The 24,671-nt window shown below is 45.5% G+C and carries 16 protein-coding genes; 4 read left to right on the top strand and 12 right to left on the bottom strand.

Features of this window, described 5'->3' with window-relative positions:
- The 6 genes from ACRBG0_RS17240 to ACRBG0_RS17265 form a co-directional block, all read right to left on the bottom strand.
- A partial coding sequence (locus ACRBG0_RS17240; protein ID WP_431488108.1) for a hypothetical protein occupies positions 1-4,028 on the bottom strand: 4,028 nt, incomplete at its 3' end.
- Between the two features lie 289 nt (positions 4,029-4,317).
- On the bottom strand, positions 4,318-5,202 hold the full coding sequence (locus ACRBG0_RS17245; protein ID WP_431488109.1) for a carbon-nitrogen hydrolase: 885 nt from the start codon (positions 5,200-5,202) through the stop codon (positions 4,318-4,320).
- Positions 5,203-5,534: 332 nt separating this feature from the next.
- Positions 5,535-6,536 carry a tryptophan--tRNA ligase gene (trpS, locus tag ACRBG0_RS17250; RefSeq protein WP_431488110.1) on the bottom strand — a complete coding sequence of 334 codons (1,002 nt, stop codon included), beginning with the start codon at positions 6,534-6,536 and terminating at the stop codon, positions 5,535-5,537.
- Positions 6,537-6,597: 61 nt separating this feature from the next.
- Positions 6,598-6,981 carry a Rid family detoxifying hydrolase gene (locus tag ACRBG0_RS17255; RefSeq protein WP_431488111.1) on the bottom strand — a complete coding sequence of 128 codons (384 nt, stop codon included), beginning with the start codon at positions 6,979-6,981 and terminating at the stop codon, positions 6,598-6,600.
- Positions 6,982-7,129: 148 nt separating this feature from the next.
- Positions 7,130-7,324 (bottom strand): 50S ribosomal protein L32, encoded by a 195-nt coding sequence (gene rpmF, locus ACRBG0_RS17260; RefSeq protein WP_020538999.1) that lies wholly within the window; start codon positions 7,322-7,324, stop codon positions 7,130-7,132.
- A gap of 80 nt (positions 7,325-7,404) precedes the next feature.
- A complete protein-coding gene (locus ACRBG0_RS17265) occupies positions 7,405-7,938 on the bottom strand; it encodes a YceD family protein (RefSeq protein ID WP_431488112.1) in 534 nt (177 codons plus the stop codon).
- Between the two features lie 365 nt (positions 7,939-8,303).
- Here ACRBG0_RS17265 and ACRBG0_RS17270 point away from each other — a divergent pair, with 365 nt between their 5' ends.
- A complete protein-coding gene (locus tag ACRBG0_RS17270; RefSeq protein WP_431488113.1) occupies positions 8,304-16,433 on the top strand; it encodes a gliding motility-associated C-terminal domain-containing protein in 8,130 nt (2,709 codons plus the stop codon).
- Positions 16,434-16,525: 92 nt separating this feature from the next.
- Here the strand turns inward: ACRBG0_RS17270 and ACRBG0_RS17275 are convergent, their stop codons facing one another.
- The 3 genes from ACRBG0_RS17275 to ACRBG0_RS17285 all read right to left on the bottom strand — a co-directional run bounded on the left by ACRBG0_RS17275 (position 16,526) and on the right by ACRBG0_RS17285 (position 19,832).
- A complete protein-coding gene (locus ACRBG0_RS17275; RefSeq protein ID WP_431488114.1) occupies positions 16,526-16,996 on the bottom strand; it encodes an SRPBCC family protein in 471 nt (156 codons plus the stop codon).
- A gap of 29 nt (positions 16,997-17,025) precedes the next feature.
- The gene (locus tag ACRBG0_RS17280) at positions 17,026-18,036 is read right to left on the bottom strand and encodes a tetratricopeptide repeat protein (protein WP_431488115.1); all 1,011 of its coding nucleotides are present in this window, start codon (positions 18,034-18,036) and stop codon (positions 17,026-17,028) included.
- Positions 18,037-18,164: 128 nt separating this feature from the next.
- Positions 18,165-19,832 (bottom strand): formate--tetrahydrofolate ligase, encoded by a 1,668-nt coding sequence (locus ACRBG0_RS17285; protein ID WP_431488116.1) that lies wholly within the window; start codon positions 19,830-19,832, stop codon positions 18,165-18,167.
- A 217-nt stretch (positions 19,833-20,049) separates the two neighbouring features.
- Between ACRBG0_RS17285 and ACRBG0_RS17290 the strand changes: the two genes are divergently transcribed.
- Positions 20,050-20,907, top strand: a complete 858-nt coding sequence (locus ACRBG0_RS17290) for a sigma-70 family RNA polymerase sigma factor (protein ID WP_431488117.1) — start codon at positions 20,050-20,052, stop codon at positions 20,905-20,907.
- 105 nt (positions 20,908-21,012) lie between these two features.
- Here the strand turns inward: ACRBG0_RS17290 and ACRBG0_RS17295 are convergent, their stop codons facing one another.
- Both ACRBG0_RS17295 and ACRBG0_RS17300 read right to left on the bottom strand, forming a co-directional pair.
- On the bottom strand, positions 21,013-21,165 hold the full coding sequence (locus ACRBG0_RS17295) for a hypothetical protein (RefSeq protein ID WP_431488118.1): 153 nt from the start codon (positions 21,163-21,165) through the stop codon (positions 21,013-21,015).
- Between the two features lie 75 nt (positions 21,166-21,240).
- Positions 21,241-21,717 (bottom strand): MarR family winged helix-turn-helix transcriptional regulator, encoded by a 477-nt coding sequence (locus ACRBG0_RS17300; RefSeq protein ID WP_431488119.1) that lies wholly within the window; start codon positions 21,715-21,717, stop codon positions 21,241-21,243.
- 148 nt (positions 21,718-21,865) lie between these two features.
- Here ACRBG0_RS17300 and ACRBG0_RS17305 point away from each other — a divergent pair, with 148 nt between their 5' ends.
- On the top strand, positions 21,866-23,350 hold the full coding sequence (locus ACRBG0_RS17305; RefSeq protein ID WP_431488120.1) for a serine hydrolase: 1,485 nt from the start codon (positions 21,866-21,868) through the stop codon (positions 23,348-23,350).
- A gap of 179 nt (positions 23,351-23,529) precedes the next feature.
- Positions 23,530-23,745, top strand: a complete 216-nt coding sequence (locus ACRBG0_RS17310) for a YgaP family membrane protein (RefSeq protein WP_431488121.1) — start codon at positions 23,530-23,532, stop codon at positions 23,743-23,745.
- Positions 23,746-23,901: 156 nt separating this feature from the next.
- Here the strand turns inward: ACRBG0_RS17310 and ACRBG0_RS17315 are convergent, their stop codons facing one another.
- A complete protein-coding gene (locus ACRBG0_RS17315) occupies positions 23,902-24,651 on the bottom strand; it encodes an outer membrane lipoprotein-sorting protein (RefSeq protein WP_431488122.1) in 750 nt (249 codons plus the stop codon).
- Between the last annotated feature and the right edge of the window lie 20 nt (positions 24,652-24,671).

Raw genomic sequence — 24,671 nt, forward strand, 5'->3', positions numbered from 1 at the left:
GTAGCCGTAATGTTGTCGATTGTGGGTGGTGTTCCAGCATCCATTATCGTCACCATTGATTGGCAGGTACAACCACTTACGTCGGTTGCTACAATCGTGTAGGTACCAGCAGACAAACCAGTAAAGACACCTGTCCCCTGGGGTGTTCCACCATCCAAGGTATAAGTATATGATGTTCCGCCCGAAGCAGAAACTTCAAGGCTTCCCATACCATTACCGCAAGTTTCATCGGTTTGATTCACAACGGTACAAGTAATACCCATTACTTCAAAAGTGATAGAGGTATCGTCTTGCACATTCCCACAATTATCTTCAATACCGTTGCAACCACTGCCTACTTGTAAGGTATAAGTACCGTCTTGAAGCATTGCGTCGGCGAGCGTAAAAGTGAAGTTTTGCTCAAAAGGATCTCCAGAACCACAACCAGAGCCATTGGTTACATCTGTCAAAGCATGAGTGGTGTTATCCGGGAAAACTACCGTAAAATCACAGGGAGCAAAGGTGCTACAATCAACAGGTTCAGAAAACTCTACATCAAGAGTAGTGGCACCGCAAGTTACGGGATCAGTAACGCTAGTAAATGTGGGAGGCGTAACGTCAGGAGATGAGCCTATATCTATAGTAAAACCATCATTAGAGGAGCTAAAGTTACTGACCAGAATTACTAATGTTTGTCCGGCAGTTACGGGAATAGTACCATTCAGCAAAAGCCCATCGGCACCCTGAGAATTAAGTCCAGGGGCAGGGCCTGCTCCGGTGGCACCCGGAGAAATAGCGTAGTTACAACTCAACTCAGGGCTCGCTCCGCTACTAATACCTGAACAACCTCCGTTAGTAATATCAAAAACCGCAAAATCGTAGTCATCCAAACCATTTTCTGGCGTAATCAGGAAGTTGAAATTGCCATCTTGATCGATAGTAATCACAAACCACACACTGTTTAGCTCATTATCGAGCAGGCAATTACCCGCAGGAGACTCATTATTTACATTACCATCCCCCAAGAATCCATCATCGTAGAAGTAAGTTCCATCACAAACGGGAATAGCACCAATACAGTCCTGCACGGGTTGGGGAGGATCACAAGCCACGATATCCAGATCAAAACCATTACAACTTGCACTATAAACACCAGTGCCACCGGCATTGACAAAATCAATGGCGGAAAATACAATATAGTAGGTCTGTCCGGCTACCAATTCCGTAATGACATTATCTGGAACACCATTTTCTGAACTTGCAAAACCAACACAACTGGGGTTACTATCCGGACAGTCATCATAAATAAACACACCAGAATCCGCATCCGGGTCGGTTGGATTAGAAAATTGAAAATTATGGCAACCGGAGGAAGAGGGAGTGAAAGTCATGACAAAATCTTCTCCATCCAAGTAGACATCAGCGCCGCCACTACAATTCGTGGCCATCGATTGGTCATAATCATTGCCCGCACCACAGCTCGTCAAGCCCGAATAACTTCCTAAAGAAGGAAGATCGAGGGCATTGCTACACGTTTCACCCACCGGACAGTTGGAGCTTCCGGCGTTGATGGTGAGTTCAAACTCTGTACAACTAGGTAAATTTAAGGGGGTTTCAATGGCCGAAACAATGATGTAGTAAGTCTGCCCTCCTACCAAAGGCGCTGTTCCCATAGGGAAGCCATTGTTTTGTGTTTCTTGTATGAGGCAGCTTACTCCAAAAGCGGTGGGGCAATCTTCCAAAACGAATAACCCTACATCCGCTGCTGGGTTAGAATTCCCTGTACCACTGACAATAAAATCGTAGCAATCATCCGAAGGTGCCGTGAATTCCATGACAAAATCCTCTCCATTCATATAAATATTCATACAACCATCCGTATCGTCATAATCGTTTCCTGCACCACAGGCATCATACGGACCGTTGAAACCCGTACTGACGATAGCAGGGTTGCCACAATTAGCTCCTGGAGGGCAGTTTGATCCTCCAGAACTGATATCTAAGTCAAAGATGGTAGTACTCGGCGTTGGTCCGAAAATAATATCATCTTCAATCGCACCAACGACGATATAGTACGTCTCGCCAGACTGGAGGTAAGCGTCCGTCATTGGGAAACCATTATCCACTTCATCGAATGCCAAACAATTGGCTCCGATAACATCAGGACAATCATCCAAGATAAATAGACCTAAGTCTGCGGCAGCATTGAACCCGGCTGCGCTACTGGTTGTAAAGGAATAACAATCCGTACTGCCAGGCACAAAGGTCATCACAAAATCATTTCCGCCCAGATAATCACCACCACAGGCATCGGTGTCTTCGTAATCATCCCCTGAGCCAGCCATATCTATGGGGCCGTTACTGCCCTGACTTACACTAAATGGATTAGCACAGTTAGCCCCCGCAGGGCAGGGAACTGAACTCACCAAAACATCAAAATCGGAGCAAGCATCCGTGGCAACTACTAAGGTATAAGTACCCGCAGTTAAATTAGCTGTTACCGTCGGTGTTCCGCCAACTACTTCGTCTTGAGCAATACACGTTGCGCCGGCATCCGGGCAACCATCCAAAACGAATGCACCAAAATTAGCTGCCGCATTAGAAGCATTTGAAACTTCAATATCATAGCAACCATCCGAGGGCACGGTGAATTCCATCACGATATCGTCACCATTCATAAACAGACTCCCACAAGCATCGTTATCATCGTAGTTGTCACCCATTGCGCAGGTTGATAAAGAGGAAGTACTCCCTAGCGTTAAAGTGACCGGTGCGTTGCAATCTTCTCCATCTTCTGTACATTCCATGATGTCAAAATCAAAGGGAGAAAACGACGGAGAATCCCAAGTGGATACAGTAATATAATAAGTCGTTCCAGCATCAAGATAAACGTTGGTCTGTAGGCTGTTGCCAGCTCCACTTTCTGCGTAAGCATCACAGTTGGAGGGTGGGCAAGTAGTAGATACGAACAGCCCTAAATAGGAATCTCCGTTGCTTAAACTCAGATCATAACACCCTGTATTAGAGGGCGTAAATTCCATGACATAATCTTCTCCACTAATATAGTCGTCATCCACATCGCAACCAGGTGCCATGCCATAATCATTCCCAAAGCCTTCCGTGCTATTGGATTGTGAAAAAGGAACGGAGGCAATGACAAAAGGAGAGCCACAGTCAGTACCATCAGGGCAAAGGTTCATATCCACATCGAAGCCAGTACAATCAGGAAGTGGAAAAGTAGAAATGACCATAAAATAACTAGCGCCATCCATTAAGTTGACTTGCAGAGAAGGATCAGCAGCAGCAGAACCAGCAAAACCAATGCAGGAGCCACCAGCATCCGGGCAACCATCCAAAATTTGGATTCCGGTATAGGTAGAAGAGTTTGTTACATCAATGGTATAACAGCCACCACTGCCTCCTGGGACAGTAAAAGAAATGACAAAATCTTCTCCGCTCAAATAGTTATCATCACCACAATTGGAAGTGGTATAAGAATTCCCAAAACCACAAGTAGTTAAACCTGATTCTGAAATTGGAAACGCAGCAGTATAAGGATTAAGACAATCCGCTCCTACGGGAGAACATGCAGCCGAGGCCATAATTGTCAAATCTGCCATTGGTTCAGTAATACCGCCCTGACAAGGCCCATTGATTAACGTTTGTTGCGAAACAACGACTTGAACATACCCCCCAGAAGCATAAGCAGCAGGAGCTGTCCAAACCAAGGTTTCGTGGTTGCCACAAGTATTGGCATCGGCGAAATCTGTTGCAATACCCGTAATGATCATTCCTGCATCATCTAACACTGAAATCTCACTATCTCCTAGAGGTGTTCCACAAGTAGAGAATGTATAAGTGTTGCCAGCACATACGTAAACCAGAGCGTAATCTCCAGCAGTCATTCCGGGAACCGAAGCATTCAGGTTTCCCGGATTGCCAAAGACAATCGTAGACCCTGATTGTGCCCCACCTAATCCTGTACATGGTTGAGAAAATAGAGCTGTAGAAAGGCCAATAAAAGCGATTAAAGCTAGAAACCTTTTCATTGTAGTTGTTTTTCGTCTTAAAAATTAGTCTTGCGAGTGTGTTGAGTAAGCTTATTACTCCTCGTATATTCGACGTTTTATACTACAACCGAAGCCTCATCTAATATTGAGAGATGTATGGGGAAAAAAGATTGGTGGGGTAAAATGCTGTTTAAAGACGCTATCCTAGCATTCCTTAAAGCAGCCAACGATTTTATCAAGTGAAAGACAAATCTACAGGGCATACGCCCCTAAAGCGGAAAATTATATTTACAGGATATCCTCAATGAGGTATTATGCAAAACAAAGTCTAATCAATATATCTTTTTACTAAATCCTGGTAAGCATCAATCCGGCGATCCCTGAAATAAGGCCAAATACGGCGCACATCCTCCGTTCGTTGGCGGTCGATAGTAATCACTTCATTAACTTCTTCGCTTGCTGGAGCCGTGTAGAGGAGTTCACCTTGTGGTCCAGCCACAAAGCTTTGCCCCCAGAACTGTATACCATTGGTTTGCCCCGATGGATCAGGCTCAAAGCCTGTGCGATTGACCGCAACTACGGGCAGCCCATTAGCAATTGCATGCCCACGCTGAATAGTTTGCCATGCCTCGAATTGACGCTGCTGTTCTGCTGGTTCATCCGTACTTTCGTACCCGATAGCAGTAGGATAAATAAGAAGTTCTGCCCCTGCCAGGGCCATTAGGCGAGCGGCTTCAGGATACCATTGATCCCAACAGACCAGTAACCCCAAGCGACCGACCGACGTATCGATCGGTTCAAACCCCAGATCACCAGGCGTAAAGTAAAACTTCTCATAATAAGCAGGATCGTCGGGAATGTGCATTTTGCGATAAATGCCAGCAATACTACCATCCTTTTCCAGCACCACCGCAGTATTATGATAAAGGCCTGGTGCCCTTTTCTCAAAGAGTGATAAAACAAGCACAATTCCTAATTCCTTGGCAAGTGCTCCAAAAGTATCCGTGCTTGGGCCAGGAATTGTCTCTCCCTGATCAAAGACGACTGTCTCTTCTGTTTGGCAAAAATACAGGCCACAATGGAGTTCTTGAAGTACGACTAATTCTGCGCCCTGGGCCACACATTGGCGTACCCCAGCTTCACTTTTTGCAACATTAGCCGCACGATCATCCGTGTTCGCTTGTTGAACAATACCTACCTTAAGTGTTGACATGATTTTATGTATTGCTTTTGCCTCGCAAAGGTACAAAAACAATTACGGCTTCTTCCGGGCGGAAGAAGCCGTAAATAAACATTGAGAGAGAAATTCGAACGCTAAATTTACTGGAGTTTAGTTGGTGACTTAGTCACCTAAAAGTGGTTCGAGATTTCTATTAATACATCATCTGCTACAAATGTAGGGAGATATAAGGATGTTTAAAACCCCATAAATGGGGGGTATGCCAATGTAAGGGTTGGAAAAGTGTAAGCGTGTAAACGGTGGTACATTACCAGAGAGACCGTTTATTGCACCTTGCCTTACGCTAAAAACCTTTTCACCACAAATCAAAACCTCACATTAGCCAATCCCACCAAGTCTTTCACCTCTTTGACCGTTTGTTGTGCACGCTTGCGAATTTCGGTGCTACTGGCCTTGATTTGGTTTTTTACCGCTTTTTTATCGGCCTGCAGCTCGGCTTTTCGTTCACGTATTGGGGTGCTGATAGCGACCAGGGCCTCCCCTACTGCCTCCTTTAGATCGACGTATTTCAGAGCTCCAGCAGCATAATCAGTTTGCAAGCTGTTATAGGCCTCTATATTATCAGCAGCCTTTAGCAGGCTAAAAAGATTCTCTACACCTGGGCTCATCGTTCCTGCGGGAGTGTCTCCGGTATCAGTTACCGCAGAGCGGATTTGCTTTCGAATCCGTGCAGGGTCGGCAAAGAGGTCGATATTGTGTTTATCCCCTTTGCTCGCGCTCATTTTCATCGTAGGATCAGCAGTAGACATCACCTTGGGAATCTCTGTGTACAGTGGTTCAGGAAGTTCAAAGTACTCCTTACCGATAATGTTATTGAAACGCTGAGCAATGTTGCGAGTAAGTTCCAGATGTTGTTCCTGATCTTTGCCAACAGGTACCTTGGTTGCCCGATAAATGAGGATATCTGCGGCTTGCAAAACAGGATAAGTATACAAACCTACACTAATAAACCCTTCTGACTTATCGGCACTTTGGGAGCTTTTGTCCTTAAACTGCGTCATGCGGGTCAATTGCCCATAGCTTGAAAAACAATTCAAAACCCAGTTCAATTCGGTATGCTCTGGGACCATGGATTGAATAAAAAGATTCTCGGGTTTAATCCCGATAGCCAACAGGTTAAAAATGAGTTCCCAGCTATTTTGGCGTAATTTCTGGGGCTGGAAAGGCATGGTCATTGCGTGATAGTCCACCACACAATAAAGGCAATCATGTTTCTCTTGTAATCGCATCCAGTTTTGGATAGCTCCAAAATAACGGCCAAAATGAAGATTACCCGTGGGCTGGATACCCGATAAAATCGTGCTCATAATTAGCGTAGTACAAAGATTAAGACCCTAACAGTATTGAGGCGTGTTAACTCAAAAGATGCTACTTCATCGCAGCCAGTAATGAGATCTCAATATTTACAAATTTAGGCAAGTTGGTGACCTCTACCAATTCACGAGCAGGAGCCGTGTCCTCATTGAAATAAGTAGCATAAACAGCATTGATACGGCTGTAGTTATTCATATCCCCTACAAAAACAGAGCATTTAAGTACATCTTCAAATGTCAGACCTGCCTCTTTCAAAATAGCTTGCAGGTTTTTCATCACTTGATGGGTTTCTTCCTCAATAGTTCGGGTAAGCAATTCTCCGCTAGCAGGCTCAATCGCAATTTGACCGGAAACATAAAGCGTACCATTGTGGGCAGTAGCTTGATTATAAGGGCCTACCGGAGAGGGAGCGTTGGTGGTATTGATAATCGTTTTCATAAAATTTTATATTTTATTAAGCTGGTATTAGTTAGACGACTAAAGCTCCTAACCTGAACAATGACAGGTAGGAGCTCTAAATATTTTACACGAAACAGCGATGCATTGCTTTGCAAAACAGTACACTGCCTCGATGGCAGCACCGCCTTTAATCGAGTTCTGGGGCCTTAATTAAAACCTTACCGCGGTAATAAGTATTACCCTCAGCATCAGAATAAGACCGGTGACGTAGGTGGCTTTCACCAGTAACTTTACATGTAGCTACGTGAGGTACGTCAGCTTTGTAATGAGTACGACGCTTGCGCTTGCGCTGCTTGGAAATTCTACTTTTAGGATGTGCCATTTCTCTTGTTTTTATCGGCTTTGCCCAAACTCGTCGGGCAACTTCTTATATGGTTCAGTAATAAAGACGGATAAGAGTTTTTACTCTTTATTCCAGTCCTTGAAAGCATCCCTAAATGGGTTGCTTGGGTTTTCTTCCGCTTCATCATTTCCTGTACCTTCCAAACGATCTAACGTATCAAAGTCACAGGGAGGATTTTCATCCTCTTCACAGGCGTATACTTGGATGATAGGCAAGCCCAACAGCACATACTCGTAAGCATATTGCGCCAAACTCCATTTAGATGTCTCTAATGGAATATAGACCACGTCTTCATCATCTACTGTATCTTCGGCTTCTCCATATTTTACCAACAATCGGTTTTCACCAGTTATTGGCAAGTTTATCGGAACCAGACAACGATCACAAGTAGACTTGACCCATCCTGTAAAAGAAAAGTCAAATACCAGCAAGCGAGGCCGTTTATCCATGGTCACCTTTAGTTCAACTTTGCCTTCTTCAACAGGACAATCCGGGAAAGCCCGAAAAAAATCACCATCAATCAGAAAGTCAAACTTGTGTAAGCCATCACCTAAACCTTTGAGCGGGAGAATGTACGGTTGGAGCGAATCCATAGCCCTGTCTACTTTTAGACCTTAAGACACCCGCGCATCTCAAAGCTGTATTTTTAAAGCGGCTGCAAAGATAAGGCTTTAGATTATATTTTTGTGTCTTTCTAACAAAAAAATATTATCAACGTAAAGTTCGTCGTCATTTGTGTTAATTAAAGTTCTATTAATGCAGAATTCCACTGAACAAATCATTTAGTTCTTTAATTTTACGACTTTGTACTACTACTCTATTCCGGTTTACTACTCAAACTCATAAAACCCCGAGCTTACTTGGGATTTATAAAGCGACCGTCTCTACACCGTTGCCGTGCCAATAAGGGAATCCCTCAGGAAGCCCTCTTGTTACAAACCGCTAAAATGCTGATTGCATGATATTTTTGCGTACTATTTTTCTCGTTCTATTGATGACTTTTTTTCTAAATGCCATCAACAGTCAGACTGTCCTTTTTTCGGAAGACTTTGAGCCCGTAGCTGGGCCTGAGTACAATGGGGCTACCACTGGAACGAGTGCAGAGGGCTATACTTGGAATACAAGTTGCCCCGACTGTATACCTACTGGTGATTTCTTTGAAACACGCGTAGGACAAATGCGTGGTAACGATACTAATGGGCCAGCATTTTTCACGGCCAATGGAATTGACGCAACAGGATGCCTATTGGTTACTTTTCAGTTTGACTATAATTCAATAGGCTACAGTGGTTCAGGAAACTTAGAGTGTGCTGACGAATGTGCCTTTAGTGGACCTCCTGGGTGTAGCGGAGACCCTGCGGATGCGATCTCGAATTCAGATTGTAATAACTGTTGGGACTTTCTTGCCTGGGAAATTAATACAGGAAGTGTAAGTGATGACAATGTGGTCTTAGGTCTCGATTGTAATGCGGCCGCCTCTGGCTCGGCAGAATCCGACCCTCTTTGCGTCAATCAACCCGGAGCTGACCCCAGTAATGTTAACATTGTCATTACCATGTCCATGTGGGCAACTAACGAATGGATGGAGATCGACAATATTACCATTCTTTGCTACACCGAACAAGAAGCCAACGATAATGGTATCCCAATCCCCGCTGTTTGCGCCAACTGTATGGTCAACATTGATGATGTAATGACCGTAGACCTTACCTGTAGCGATAGCGATGATGGCGAGATCGTTATAGATGCAACAGGAAGTGGCCTCAGTGGTGACCTTGAATACTCCATAAACAACGGCAGCGATTTTCAGCCGTCTGGAACCTTTACCGGTTTAATGCCGGGCACTTATGACATCGTTGTGCAGGATGATGCCGACAGCGGGTGTTTTGCAACCACCAGTGTAACGATTAATGCACCACCACCGCTAACGATCAACCCGCCCTCTCCACTTATCGTTTGCTATAGCCTCTTTCCTCCTTCCGGGGAAATTCTAAATCTGGATGATATTCTCGATGAGATCACCAACTTTGATCCTTCGGTGACCGTCAACTGGTTTTTTGATATGGCAGGAAACAATCCTCTTGATCCAACTGACCCTGGCGACCTTTTCACACTCATCAATAATTCCCAGACTACCGTGTATGCCACCATTACAGATGGCAGCTGTGAGAGTAATATCGTTCCTGTTTCTATCGACCTTAACGAATACCCTGACCCTAACGATGCGATGCTCACGGAATGCCCAGCTAGCAACGGCATGGCTACTTTTACGCCCAGCGACGCCGATGGCCAAATCACCGGCGGTGATCCCGATTGGACGGTGACTTATCACAATAACCCAACCGATGCAGCTAGCGGTGATTCTCCTATCATTGGTGATGTGACCACCGCCAGTGACCTTACCCTTTATGCCAGTGTTCAGAGTAGTGCGGGTTGTATTTCGGTTGCAGAACTAGAATTAATTGTAGACAGCGGTGCTACCCCCGAGGATGCCAGCCTAGAAGCTTGCGACGATGGTTCCGGGCAGGGGACTTTTGACCTAACGGACGCAGAAGGTAGCATCTTGAATGGCCAACCCGGAACGGTTATTTTTTACGAAGATTTGGGTCTCAATACTGAAATTTTTACGCCAACCAATTACACCTCCAATGCAGGCAGCGTTTACGCTGTAATTGATGATGGTAGCGGCTGTATTTCCGCTCCTTCTGAGGTTACCCTTAACTTGATCACCATTGATCCCAATGATCTATTCCTGTCTTTTTCACCTTCCAGTGCTTGTGGCAATGCTACAATAGAGGTAACGATCAACACTCCTGCCAATCCATTTGGCGACTATACTTTCGAAGTCAGCTATGGCCCTGTAAGTGCCGGGCCAGTCAACGACATCACCATTACCGGCATGGATGGCGACAACAACTTCGATATTGACATTAGCGAAAGCCACATTTTTGTGCTAAATAGTGTTACCGGCCCAGGGCCTGCTTTCTGTGAAGTCATCTTCTCCCCCGGCGAAGAATACATTATTGATATCGAAGATGCTCCCGATGCTTTTCCCGCCAGTATCACAGCATGTGGAAATACTTTTGGAGAAGGAACCTTCGATCTAAGTTCATTGGAAGACATCATCAATGATTTTTCTGGTAATCCTGTAGAATTTTACGAAGACCTTGCGCTTAACAACCAGATTAACAACCCCGGCAGCTATGTTTCCGGGCCAGCAATAATCTATGCTGTTGTTGATGGCGGAGGAGGTTGTTTCTCCGATCCCGTAGAAGTGACTTTACTCATTGATGAAATGCCAGACCCCGTAGACATTAGCCTCGATATTACCAATAGTTGTGATCCTGAAAATGTCACCCTTACTTTTTCCTTACCCAATGGTGATGCTTACGATTTTGACCTCCTCATTACCGACGGTGGAGGCACTACTGTTTCTACTAATAATGGTGTAACCAACCTCGACCAGTTGACTTTTTCCGTAACGGAAACAACCACCTTTAGCATTAACGAAATCACCTCCAGCTTTGGATGTACATTCACGCTGGCTCCGGGGCCTTCCGAAACAATTACCATTGGCACCGCAGCCACGGCCAATACAGCAAGCCTGGAAGCTTGTGACGACGGAAGTGGACAAGCGACTTTCGACCTAACACTAGCCGACGATACGGTTAATGGAAACTCAGGTGAAACCGTGCTTTGGTTTACCGACCAAGCTGGTAACAACCCCATTACCCCCTCAAACAGCTATACCAGTGGAAACGACATTGTTTATGCCGCTATCGACGATGGCAACTGCGTTTCCGAAACCGCAGAAGTCACCCTCACTGTACTCGACCAGCCGGAGGCTACTATTAACCTAGATAGCCCAATAAGCTGTAACAGTGCTACAGATGGAGAAATTTCGGTGACCGTTACCGGACCAATGCCCTACACCTTTGATTGGAACAACAACACTTATGACGGCCAACAGGTACTGACGAACCTTTCGCCCGGTTTTTATGCCCTTACTTTTACCGATGGAAACGGCTGCGAGGCTTTTGCCGATATCGACCTTGTAGCTCCTGCTGTACTTGATCTAACCTGCATGGTCGTCAATGACGAGACCTCAGCCGGTGCAAACGATGGAGAGGCGAGCTTTGACATTAGTGGCGGCAGCCCATTGTATGATGCAGTACTTACCGGGCCAACTAATGCCAGCCTAATCGACTTGAGTCCAAACAGTTATACCTTTAGCAACCTGATTCCCGGTGACTATACCATTACCATCACTGATGACAATGGTTGTGTGACGGATTGCATGTTCACCATCCAAGCTACCACTTGTGTCCTCAACTTTTCGCTAATGCCTACCGACGCAAGCTGTAACGGCGCAGATGATGGAAGCATCAGTGTTGTAATCAATGATGGGGTTCCCAATTATCAATACGATTGGTCAGACGATCAATACGATGGACTAGATCAGTTGAATAGCCTTGCTCCCGGCATGTACACTCTGACTATCACAGACATGGATGGCTGTACTTTTGAACAAACTGCTACCATTGCCGAGCCTGCTCTTCTCACACTTGATTGCCGCGCCAACGCGACGGGTGAGGGAAGTGGCCCTGGCAGCTACACCTTTACTTATGATGGAGGTACTCCTTTTTACCTGTTGGACTTGGCAGGGCCCGTGAACATCAGCTTTACTGAAAACAACCCGGGGTTCTGGGACACGGCCGTCTTACCGCCCGGTGCCTATACCTTTACCCTTACCGATGACAATGGCTGTAGCCAAAGTTGTTCTTTTGTCATTGACCCAACATGTGACCTCAGTCTTAACCTTACAGGTAACGATCCCCTTTGTGCAGGAGCAGCAAACGGCACCCTTAACCTTGAAATTACCGGTACCCAAACGATTACCGCGATCGACTGGAACGATGACAACCTGGACGGGTTGACCACTGCCAACAACCTACTGGCAGGCACTTATGATGTCACCGTCGTTGATCAATTGGGCTGTGTGGAAATGGCTAGCATTACCCTTACGGATCCCGAGGCTTACGCAATCAACTGCGCTGCGACAAATCTACCTTCCGGACCTGCTGCTACGGATGGCGCATTGACCATTACCATCAATGACGGCCCTGGCGGCCCCTATACTGTTGCTTATGATGATGGTGCCGGAAACGCTGGTACGATTACGGAAAACGCAATGCCTCCCAACAGTTTTACACAAAACAACCTACCTCCGGGCATCTACCAAATTACGGTAACGAACCCTGATGGATGTACCACAACCTGTAGCGTTGATTTACAAGTACCTCCCTGTTCGATAACCCTCAGCCAAAACGGGACTCCTCCGACTTGTAGCGACAGCGCTGATGGTTCTGTCACAGTAACACCTGATAACGGAATACCTAGCTATACTTTCAACTGGAGTGACGACACCTTTGATGGGATGGATACCGCTACGGGGCTTACTGCCGGCACCTCTCTGAGTGTAACGGTTACAGACGGCGCCGGTTGTATTGGAACCTTGAGTTTCATCGTGCCCGGCCCACCGGCAATTGTGCTCGATTGCTCGGCAACGACCAACCCGAGTAATGCAGGCGCTACGGACGGCAGTATCAACCTGGCCACCAGCGGCGGTATGGCTCCATACACTATCACCTGGACTGGCCCAACAAACGGTTCTGGTAACCTCGCAACAGCGGGCAACTTCCTTATTGATAACCTTGGAGCAGGTACTTATACGATTACAGTAGAAGACGACGCCGGGTGTACAACAAGCTGCATGGCGATCCTGAGTGCTGCAACTTGCGATCTCGCACTGGATTTACAAGGCACCAACCCAGACTGTGCCAGTTCAGCAACCGGAAGCCTCGATTTATTCATCGATAGCAGCTTCCCCATCGTGAGTATCGATTGGAATGTTGATGCCTTTGATGGTACAGAAGATCATACAAGCGTTGCTGCGGGACTGTACGAAGTAACCGTTACCGACGCAGCAGGGTGTGTAGAAACAACAAGCCTCACACTGGTTGACCCTCCAGCGGTTTTCCTGAATTGCTCGCAGATTACTCAGCCTACAACGCCTCTTAGTACCGATGGTGGTGTGGATGTGATCCTCTCAGGAGGAAGCCCCGCCTACACCGTCAGCTGGGATGGGCCCGTCATGGGAATGGCTACGGTCAATACGCCGGGGACTTTCTCTATAACAGACCTGAGTGTTGGTTCCTATACCATCACGGTAGAGGATAGTAACGGCTGCCAAGAAACTTGCAGCTTTACCTTAACAGACAGCAACACCTGTAATTTCAGCATCGTCCTCTCGGGTACCGACCCTAGTTGTAATGGTGTTATGGATGGTGCTATTGGCATTCAGTTGATCAACGGCACCCCGGATTACACCTTTGCATGGAGTGATAGTTCGCTAGACAGCCAAGGCCCTACTGGTGACCAAACAGGATTGGGAGCAGGCATGTACAGCGTAACTGTGACCGATGCTGCGGGCTGTGAAGCCATTGCGACGACCACTTTGGCAGATGGCCAAGCCAACCCGACGATGACCAGCGGAGCGGGTGCAATTATTTGTGCCGATAGTTGCTATGCTTTGCCGCTGAGTTTTGTGGGTACTGCGCCATTTGATCTCTATTATCAGATCAATTTTGGTGGAAATACAACCAGCCTACAACAGACGTTTAATCAAACCGAAGATAGCCTGATTATTTGCCCAGCCAATGAAAGTATTCCGGCTGGCGATTTTGAAGTAGTGCTTACCTTACTCGAAGACGCTACCTGCCAAAGTACACTGACTGACACGACTACCTTTGGTTATTTACCTCCAGCAATTGGTAACCTAACCACTACTATCTGTTTGGAAGACTCCGTTACCATTGGTACAGAAGTTTTTGATGTAAATAATCCAAGTGGCCAGGTGATTTTAGCAAGTGCTGCAAGCAGTGGTTGTGATAGTACCGTGGTTGTAAACCTAACTTTCTTCCCGGCGAGTACGCTTTTGATCGAAGATAATATCTGTCTGGGAGATACCGTCACCTATGGAGGAGAGGAATTCTTTGTAGGCAACAGCAGTGGCGTGGTCGTATTGGACAATGCCAGTAGCAATGGCTGTGACTCAACCATCACTGTTAACCTTACAGAACTAGCTACAGGTATCAATAATATTAATGATGACCTATGTGCGGGAGATACCTTAATTATTGCCGGAGAAATATTCGATGAAAATCGACTCGTAGATATTTTGGAATTACCTGACCAGGCCGCTAATGGCTGTGATTCATTGATTGTTGTTACGCTTAACCTCGTTCCATTGGTACCTAATCCGCTCAATGCGGTCTTGTGCTTGGGCGATTCACTGATGGTGGGGGACAGCATTCTACGCGACCCCGGCCTTTACGACATCCTTATCCCTAACGGAGCAAGTAGCGGTTGTGATTCGCTTGTTCAGGTTGACCTGGACTTCCACCCGCCGGCGGAGAGCTTGCTAGAAGGTACTTTCTGTGCTGGCGAAGAGATAATGGTTGGAGATAGCCTCTTCAATGCTGCCAACGCTAGCGGTATGGTCGTGTTACCTGCGGCCAGCACCAATGGGTGTGACTCAACAGTCGTGGTTGATTTAACCTTCCTTCCTAGCAGCCTCAACGATCTGGATACATTACTTTGTTTCGGCGAAAGCCTGACCATTGGCAACCAAACCTTTGATGCACTAAACAATAGTGGCATCGTTATTCTGGAAAATGAGGCCGCTAACGGATGCGACTCCACTATTCTTGTTACCGCTACTTTCCGGCCGGAATTACTTGCCAGCCTGGGAGCAGATACCGTGATTTGTAGTAACCAGGCACTTCCTGCTTCTTTCACCTTGGTGGGTAATGATCAATTTGATGTCTCCCTTTCCGTGTCTACCGGTTTCAACTTGATGCTGGATGACTTGAACGAAGGCACTTACGACATTAATGTAGGTATGGGCAATGGGAATGATATCGTCATTGACCTCGATGCCGTGACCAGCGCGAGTGGTTGCCCGGTAAGGATTGAAGACGACCAGCGCCTGATTCGCTCTAGTAACCTGGACATTGATGTGGCCATTACGAATAGCAGTGGAGGAACGGGTATCAGTTGTGCCGGTCAGCAAGACGGTATTCTGACCGTGGATGTATTGTCGGGCATTGGCCCATTTACCTACGCGTGGAATACGATGGCAACTTCCTCTAGTATTAATAATCTTCCTGCGGGGGGCTATTCCGTAACGGTGACCGACTTGCCCGGCTGTACCCAGGTAGCGGATATCGAAATTACGGCACCAACGCCTATTGAAACTTCACTTTTCGGTGCTTCCGCAGGTTGTTTCGGTAGTAATACCGGGAGCATTACCATCGATACGGTCTTTGGAGGAAGCCCTCCCTACGAATATAGCTTGGACAACGAGTTCTTTAGCGGTCTAGGGGCCTTCCCTACCCTATTGCCTGACTTGATGGCCGGTAGCTACACTGTATATATTCAGGATGCCAATGATTGTCAGATCATGGTGAATGCTGGCGTTCCGGAAGGGCAACTGCTGCAATTAGAGCTGGGAGGGGACGAGACCATACAGCTAGGTGACAGCATATTGATTGATCCTATTATTGACTTCACTCCTACTTCGTGGCAATGGACACCGACCGACGGACTTAGCCAACCGGATACCTTTATTACCTACGCAGCACCCACGGAAACGACCATTTACCAACTGGAATTGTGGGATGCCAACGGCTGTACCGTCAGTGATATCAAACGCATCTTCGTAGAGCAGGATATCAATGTCTACATTCCTTCTGCATTTTCGCCAAACGGTGATGGTTCGAATGATATCCTAATGATTTTCGCGGATCAATCTGTCGCTGAAATCGAAATATTCCAGATCTTTGATCGCTGGGGCAACCAAGTCTATATTCAGGGCCCCTTCCAACCCAACGACCCGCTCTACGGCTGGGATGGCAAGCTCAATGGTGAAGAGATGAATGCCGCGGTCTTCGTTTACTTTGCCGAGGTCCGGTTGATCACTGGCGAGGTGATTGTGCTGAAGGGGGATGTGGTGCTGCTGAGGTAAGAGGTCGAACACGGGCTTTTTAGTGAATTTGAACCATATGAGGTTCAACCAATCCATGTAAATGCATAAATGTATTTATACGAATGGGGGGCCTATTGCCCCCTCAATTCCTCAGGAAATCTATCTGCTGTAAGGTTCAATTCAATACCATATTCCAAGTAAGCTTTCAAGCCAGCTAACAGCCAGGTAAATCCTCCCGTTGAATCCCGGATCGCGGAGATGACTTCATCCGCTGTGCCTTGCAAACCACTGTTTGTTATTGAAACAAAGGTTTTATCTCTTCCCAGTGTTTTAAAGCCCCATTTAACAAGAGATTTCTGCTCATAATTTCCCCACTCTATAATAATCGCCTCATTAGGAATTATCTTTTTAACTTCCACTGGAATGGTGACATTGTACATCTCCCAGGTCCACGATATCGTTTGTTGCTCTTCCATTTTCCCAGAACTTTTAGTAAACCAAAATTTCGTGGTAATCGCTGGATCAATGAACGCTTGAAAAACCTCTTCGACAGGCTTCCTTATCAGCATTGCAGTATGCGCGAAGTTGTTGGTATTTTCCATTATTCCTAATTTTCACCCCTGACTCAGCATCATTGCAGTAATACTGCTAAAACGCTGGCACCTATTCCTAAAACAAAAATACAGAGGATCGTCAATTGTTTATTGAATTCTTCTCGCTCTCCTTGAGTGTAGGAAAGCTTGTATTTCTCCTGTCGAGCTAAAATAAAATCAGCAAGAGTATCAAGGTAATATACTATTGAAGACCGTAACGCAATTCCCACTAGAACGCCCACACTGATATACATTAAGTAGAAGTTGTCAATATAACTCATAGCCACCAAGAACACATTCGTAAATATCAGACCAATACAGGCCACTCCTATCCACTTGATCGTGTTTTTATGATCTAATATAATTCGGAGTAAAAACCTATACCACAAAAAATGTTTCGTCTTTAGCGCATAGCGATAACCTTTAATATAATTTAAGGATTTGGGATTGAGGGACAAAGCTTCTTCAAAAGCACTTAGTGCTTCTTCAAAATTCTTCTCTTTTAAATTAATCCATCCTTTATTCCCATGATTCTCTTGATGGACAGGATTCAGGTTTTGAGCCATTTCCAAAACAGCAGAAGCCGCTTCTATTTTCCCTTCAATCCGAAGTATCGTAATCTTAAGGTGTAAAAGATCAATGCTTTCTGGTGCTAGTTCCAGTCCCTTGTCAATATGCTTTAAAGCTTCTGTTCTCCTTCCTTCGCGTAATAGTATAAAAGCCCAATAATATAAAAACCGAAAATCATTAGGAAAAGAGCTGCGGCCTTTATTTAACCACTTCAAAGCTTTAAGGTAGGATGCTTGGTCTATATATACTTGCGCTAATAGAAGGTAATTGGTTGCAGGCAGTTCGTTCTTTTCGAGTGCTTTCATCACCAAGTCTACTGCCCCTTTTGAGTCTCTCTGATTGAATCGACAAAGGGCCAACCAAGTAAGGGAAGTGCTATTATTTGGTTCTTCTTCTAATAATTTACGAATAATTTTTTCAGCATCAGCGTATCGCTTCACTTGGAATAGCAAATCAACTTGACGCGCTTTTCCATTCATTAGCTATTGGCAAATTGGTCATAAATACAGTCAATTTACAGGAATACATACCGAAAGTAACCAAACTCTTTTTTCACTACGCAGCCGCACAGGAATGCCCCCCATGCGGCTACGCAGCAAAAGGCTACTTAAAACAAGCCTGTAATGTTCCCTTCTCCATCAATATCGATGCGTTCGGAGGCGGGGTGAGCGGGTAGGCCGGGCATGCGCATGATGTTCCCTGTGATGGGAACCAGGAAGCCTGCACCAGCAGCGATCTCAATTTGGCGAACGGTGATGGTGAAATCCTTGGGCCGACCCAACAATCTGGGATTATCCGAAAGGGATTTTTGTGTTTTGGCTATACAGATCGCCAAGTGATCTAGGCCCAGATTGCTGATGGTGCGCAGATCGCGTTTGGCTTCTGCGCTGTAATCGACATTTGCGGCACCGTAAATCTTGGTGGCGATGGCTTCGATCTTGGTTTTCACGTCCGATTCCCATGCGTACGTGGGGGTAAAATCGGTGGTGGAAGCTTCGGCAATTTCGATGACCTTGGCGGCCAAATCCAGTGCGCCTTCTCCGCCTTTGGCCCAAACCTCTGCTACTGCAACAGCAACACCTAGGTCCTCCGCTACTTTTTGTACCAGGGCAACCTCTTCATCGGTATCCGTGGTGAAACGATTGATCGCTACGACGGGTGTGATGTTGAATTGCTTAACATTTTCGAGGTGCTTCTCCAGATTGGGGATACCATTGGCCAGGGCTTCCAAATCGGGAACAGTTAGCGCATCCAACTTGGCACCACCGTGGTACTTGAGTGCTCTAATGGTCGTCGTCACAACGATTGCGCGTGGAGAAAGACCCGCACTTTGGCACTTGATATCCAGGAACTTCTCGGCCCCGAGGTCAAGTCCAAAACCGGCTTCCGTAACGGTATAATCAGAGAAAGTCATGCCCATACGGGTAGCAATCACGGAATTGGTTCCCTGAGCGATATTGGCGAAAGGCCCACCGTGGATGATGGCGGGGTTGCCCTCTATGGTTTGTACCAGGTTGGGCTTGATGGCATCTTTGAGCAAGGCCGTCATTGCTCCTTCGACTTTGAGGTCGCGAGCAAAAATCGGCTTTTTATCGAGCGTATAGCCTACGAAGATATTCCCTAAGCGTTTTTTCAAATCCATCAAATCCTCGGAAAGACATAAAATGGCCATGATTTCAGAGGCCGCTGTAATATCAAAGCCTGTTTCACGAGGTACGCCAGAGCCAGTGCCGCCCAAACCTACAATGATCCGACGCAGTGCCCGGTCATTCATATCAATCACCCGCTTCCAGGAGATCGTACGGGCATCGAGCCCCAAAGAATTAGTTTTGCTCTGAATGTTGTTGTCAATAATGGCGGAAAGTAAGTTGTGTGCTTTCTCTATGGCGGAAAAATCTCCGGTAAAATGCAGGTTAATATCCTCCATTGGGAGTACCTGCGAATAGCCGCCGCCGGTGGCACCGCCCTTGATCCCGAAAACCGGGCCGAGAGAAGGTTCTCGTAAGACAACAGTCGTCTTTTTACCCAAACGGTTCAAGCCTTCAGAAAGGCCGATCGACATGGTCGTCTTCCCTTCTCCTGCGGGGGTTGGTGAAATGGCGGAGACCAGGATAAGCTTGCTTGCTTTTCCGCGTTCCTTATCAATTTTATCAAGAGGGAGCTTGGCTTTGTATTTTCCGTATTGCTCAATATCATCTACAGCAATGCCAAGTTTTTCGGCAATTTCTGTAATGGGTTGGAGTGTCACCTGGCGGGCAATGTCCAGATCAGTCATGGTGGTTGGTTTTGGTTAGGTACACCAAGGTAATATTTCCGATAGGTATAAAAAAAGAAACTAGAAAGAGTTAATAAAAATCATGAGTGACCAGATTTTTATAAAGAAGCTATCAAAACCTCAAAGAAAGTGCCCAGATAATTAGTTTTTGTAAGATTTTTTTTGTATAATAAAGAGTTCAGCACTCCCATCTTATACTTTAACATAAAACAATTAAATGCGAGCATTAACCATTGAACGTTCGATTACTAGACGTGATGAAAAATCACTAGAAAAATATCTCACTGAAATCGCCCGGCACGAAGTACTATCCCCGGAACAAGAAGTAAGTCTTTTCAAAAACTTTCAGGCTGGCGATAGCACTGCACTCTCCAAGATTGTACAACACAACCTTCGCTTCGTTGTATCTGTAGCAAAGCAATACCAAAACACAGGATTGTATTTAGGCGATCTTATCAACGAGGGAAACATTGGTCTTATCAAAGCAGCTCGGCGGTTCGACATTACCCGAGGTTTCAAATTTATCTCTTACGCGGTATGGTGGATTCGTCAGTCGATCATTCAAGCGATTAATGAGAAAGGACGAAAAATAAGGATCCCTCTAAACCACCACGCGCTATCTACTAAAATAAAGAAGGAACATTCTAGACTTCTACAACAAAACGAGCGAGAGCCAAGTGTACACGAGCTTGCTCAACATACTGGGTTTTCAGAAGACAAAGTGCGTAAAAGCCTTGAGTTTTCGCAGAAATGCCGCTCTATTGATTCTGCGGTTAAAGAAGGCGAGGACACAACCCTTGTAACCTTGCTACAAGACCACAACACTCCCAGCCCTGACCATGACTTGGCCGTTTTAGAGTCTCAACAAAAGCAGGTGAAATTACTCTTGTCAAAACTGAGTCCACAGGAAGCGAGAATTATCGCTATGTACTACGGTATTGATAAAACACACCCTATGTCTATGGATGACATAGGTGAACAATTTGGTATCTCTCGTGAGCGGGTACGCCAGATCAAGAACAAGGTAATCCGTAAGCTTCGTATTCGTGCCAGAGACTTACAGCCCGCCATGTAAGCAGTCGAATTTCATGTTATTCTCGCAACAAAAAAAGCTTCCGTTTTCACGGAAGCTTTTTTTGTTGCTTATCACCGCTTGACATTAGCCAAACTTAGGGATGAGTTATAACGCAGCACAGCAGGTAACCTGTTCCCAATAAAACATATAGGAATAATCCTTACACTGTCTTTCTTTTCTAACTGTTTTCCATTCTCTGTGAGCAACGCGCAATGTTTCTTTTTCCTTAGCGGTAGCAATTTTCTGCTGATCTGACATGCAAATATTTTTTTGATAAAATCTCTAACAAAAGCGAAGGTAACAAAAAAATAGTTCCTATAGAAACTAAACAAGTTATTCCTTGCCTATTTCTTTTGTCGTAATAATCGGAGATGCGTCTAAATCATCCGCATCCATAATTTGCACAAGCAAATCAATATGCTCATTCAAGCTTGCAATACGCTCTGGCGAAAGCTTGCTTAATCGAGCCGTCAGCTTTTCTTGCAAAGTACCAGGAGGGTCTTTCAGCAACTCTGCCCCTTTAGCCGTGAGCGTTATAAAGGTAGCTCTACGATCTTGTGGATTCCGTAGCCGTGCTACCAAGCTTTTTTGCTCCAGCCTACTAACAATACCGCTCATGGTGCTCGCATTCAACTTCAGGTAAGCCTTCAATTGAGAGGCTGTAGCCTTGTAATCCTCCTGCTCTGACAGGTACTGCAGGCTCATCAACTGAGGGATACTCACGCCAAACTGCTTCTCTATCCGCTTGCTCTCCAAATTGATAGAACGAATTATTTTACGCAGCTTGACGATAATGTCTAAATACTTCATAAGCGATTTTAGCGAGATAGATAAAAGCCGAAAATAGGTGATAATCAATAAAACAACATGTTATCTGGCTGTTAAACGGTTTAAAAAATGACATTACCAGCTATTCATTCATCTACTTTGGCCCTAATCAAAATCAAAAAACATCGCGATGAAAATCAAAACACTCGTTACCTCTCTTATCCTTCTATCAATTTTCATCCTCTCCTGCACAGGCCAATCCAACTCAAATAGTTTATCAACTGACACTAACCAACAGAAGACACGACAGCTAGATGAACTCATTAGTACGTATACAAACTATGGCAAATTCAACGGCTCTGTTCTTGTATCCTACGAAGGAGAAGTTCTCTACAAAAATGGCTTTGGTTTTGCCAATATGGAATGGGGCAACCCCAACGCAGCAGATACCAAGCACCGAATAGCTTCCATTACCAAACAGTTTACAGCAATGCTAATCATGCAACTCGTTGCTGAAAACAGGCTAGATCTACAGGTGCCCATTTCTACCTATCTACCCGATTACCCCAAGGAAACGGCCGAACGCGTAACCATCCACCACTTGCTCACTCACACCTCTGGCATCCCTGATTATGGTCGATTTTCTAACTACCGGAGCTTTGAACGCAACCGGCACAGCCCTCAGCAGATTGTGGATTTATTTGCGGATTTACCCCTTGAGTCCACTCCTGGCGAGGAATACAGCTACTGTAATTCCGGCTACGTTCTTCTTGGTGTCATTATTGAAAATGTAACTCAAAAGAGGTACGCAGAAGTGCTCCAAGAGAAAATACTTACGCCTCTTGGTATGGAAAATACCGGCTATGATGACCAATGGTCCATCCTAAAAAACAGAGCTTCTGGCTATTACAAAATATGGGGCCAATACCGAAACATGAATTACCTCGACATGTCGTTGCCTTACGCAGCAGGAAGCCTTTACTCAACCGTAGAAGATTTACACATTTGGGACCAAGCCTTGTATACCGAACAGCTAGTGCCTCAGGCGTATCTCGATATGATATTCCAACCATACGCTCCAGCTCGAAGTCGCCATTACGGCTACGGCTGGTTTATTAGTGAGCTTGCAAAAGGCAACACCGGCGAGCACGTAGCATCTGTAAGTCATGGCGGTGGTATGGATGGTTTTAGAACACTAATCACCAGGGTTCCTTCCAGCAAATCTGCTATCATCTTACTCAGCAACACTGAAAGTCAGGAACTGAGAGAAATGACCATTGCCATCAACGGAATTCTTTACGGTCAACCGTATGATCTACCCAAAAAATCTATCGCATACGCTTTGTTGGAGGTGATAGAAAAAAATGGAGCGACCGAAGGAATTGCTTTTTTTAAAAAAACTAAAGACGATAACAATTACTACACCGAGGAGCAGGAAATGGTCATTGTTGGCTACCAATTATTAGAAAAAAATCGTGCGAAAGACGCAGCAACTGTTTTTGAACTGGCCATTCAGGTATTCCCCAATGCCTTTAATGTCTACGATAGTTACGGAGAGGTGCTCATGGCATTAGGAGAAAATGCTAAAGCCATTGAAAACTACCAAAAATCTATTGAATTAAACCCCGACAATGAAAATGGCAAGCGGAAGCTCGAGGAATTGGGAGCTAACTAGGCATAACAGGATAGAACACTGATTACCTACGGTGATCGTCGCAAGTTCCTCAGCGTTTAACAGATCAAACAAGTTTTCACGGATTTTAAATTCCAGCAAATTCAGTGATGAACGTCACTGACTCATTGGTGGTTTGCCCTGTACCTTTAACTAGATTAAAATCACCAAAATTTATTGAAATGAAAAAGAACATGAGTAATATGGATCGCATGATCCGAGTGATTGTCGCCATTGTCATTGCAGCGCTCTACTTTTCAGGAACGCTGACGGGAACATTGGGAGTTGTCCTCTTGGTATTGGCTGGCGTTTTTCTACTTACCAGTGTTGTCAGCTTTTGCCCTTTGTATACGCTTTGTGGTCTCAGCACTTGCCCGATTGAGAAAAGGGAAGACTAAGCTTAATTTGGGGCCATGCCGTTATTGGCGTTGCGTTGCAAACGCCAATACGGCACCGGGCTGTCTGTCGCTACCGCTCTTGCCCATCCCTTGTCCTGCTCCTCCGTCCGCCGAGCTTCAGGCCTCGCCTTACGCACACTAATCATCAATTACGACTTACATCCTCAACGAAGCCTTGCTAAAGATGTGTTCAGGGATCTCAGGGTTGAACTGAATGCTTAGCACGATGAAATCCGTTCCCTCTCCTGATTTTAGCATATCCTTATAGTTCATCTTTTTGGGAAACCATCTTCCGTCAATTTTAGCAACATCACTCATGGTAACTCTTTTAAGGAGCTGTCCGCTCTTGGCGTAGAGTTCTTCTTTAAGGGGTACAAAGCGCTCTTGGTCTATCCACATTTTACGGCTGTCATACGCAACGTCGTCCACTTTTGCATTCAGTTCTACTACCCAGGTAGCCCTTCCGTCGATGGTTTCTGAACCCGTGACCTCTGCATCGTACATTTCTGTAAGTTTGCGATCTTCCATCATGTCTTCATAACTGAGGTCGGAACCCATCACCGATTGCTTTAGCATATGCCCGGAAAGCTGGATGCTACGGTCTGTATCTGGCGAATAAATCCATAGTCTATCCTCTAATTTCAGCATCTTGGTGCCTTTCTCTTTAGCTGGTGCTAGATATTCGGAAAAGGATTTCTCATTTCCCATTGTGTATCCTATCGAACGGACCGTTCTGCTATTTCTTCGCCCATGGATCACCATTTCGGATTCGGTGATTTGTGAATCAGAAACTAAGTTAGCATCCACCTTTTCAATGATGGTTAAAGCATCGGGGTAGGTGTCCGTATTTTGGGCTGATAGTAACCCAAAACTTGTTAAAAAAAGGAATGACATTAGATATTTCATATTGATTATTTTGGTTCGCT

This window comes from Lewinella sp., assembly GCF_050633125.1.
GTDB lineage: Bacteria > Bacteroidota > Bacteroidia > Chitinophagales > Saprospiraceae > Lewinella.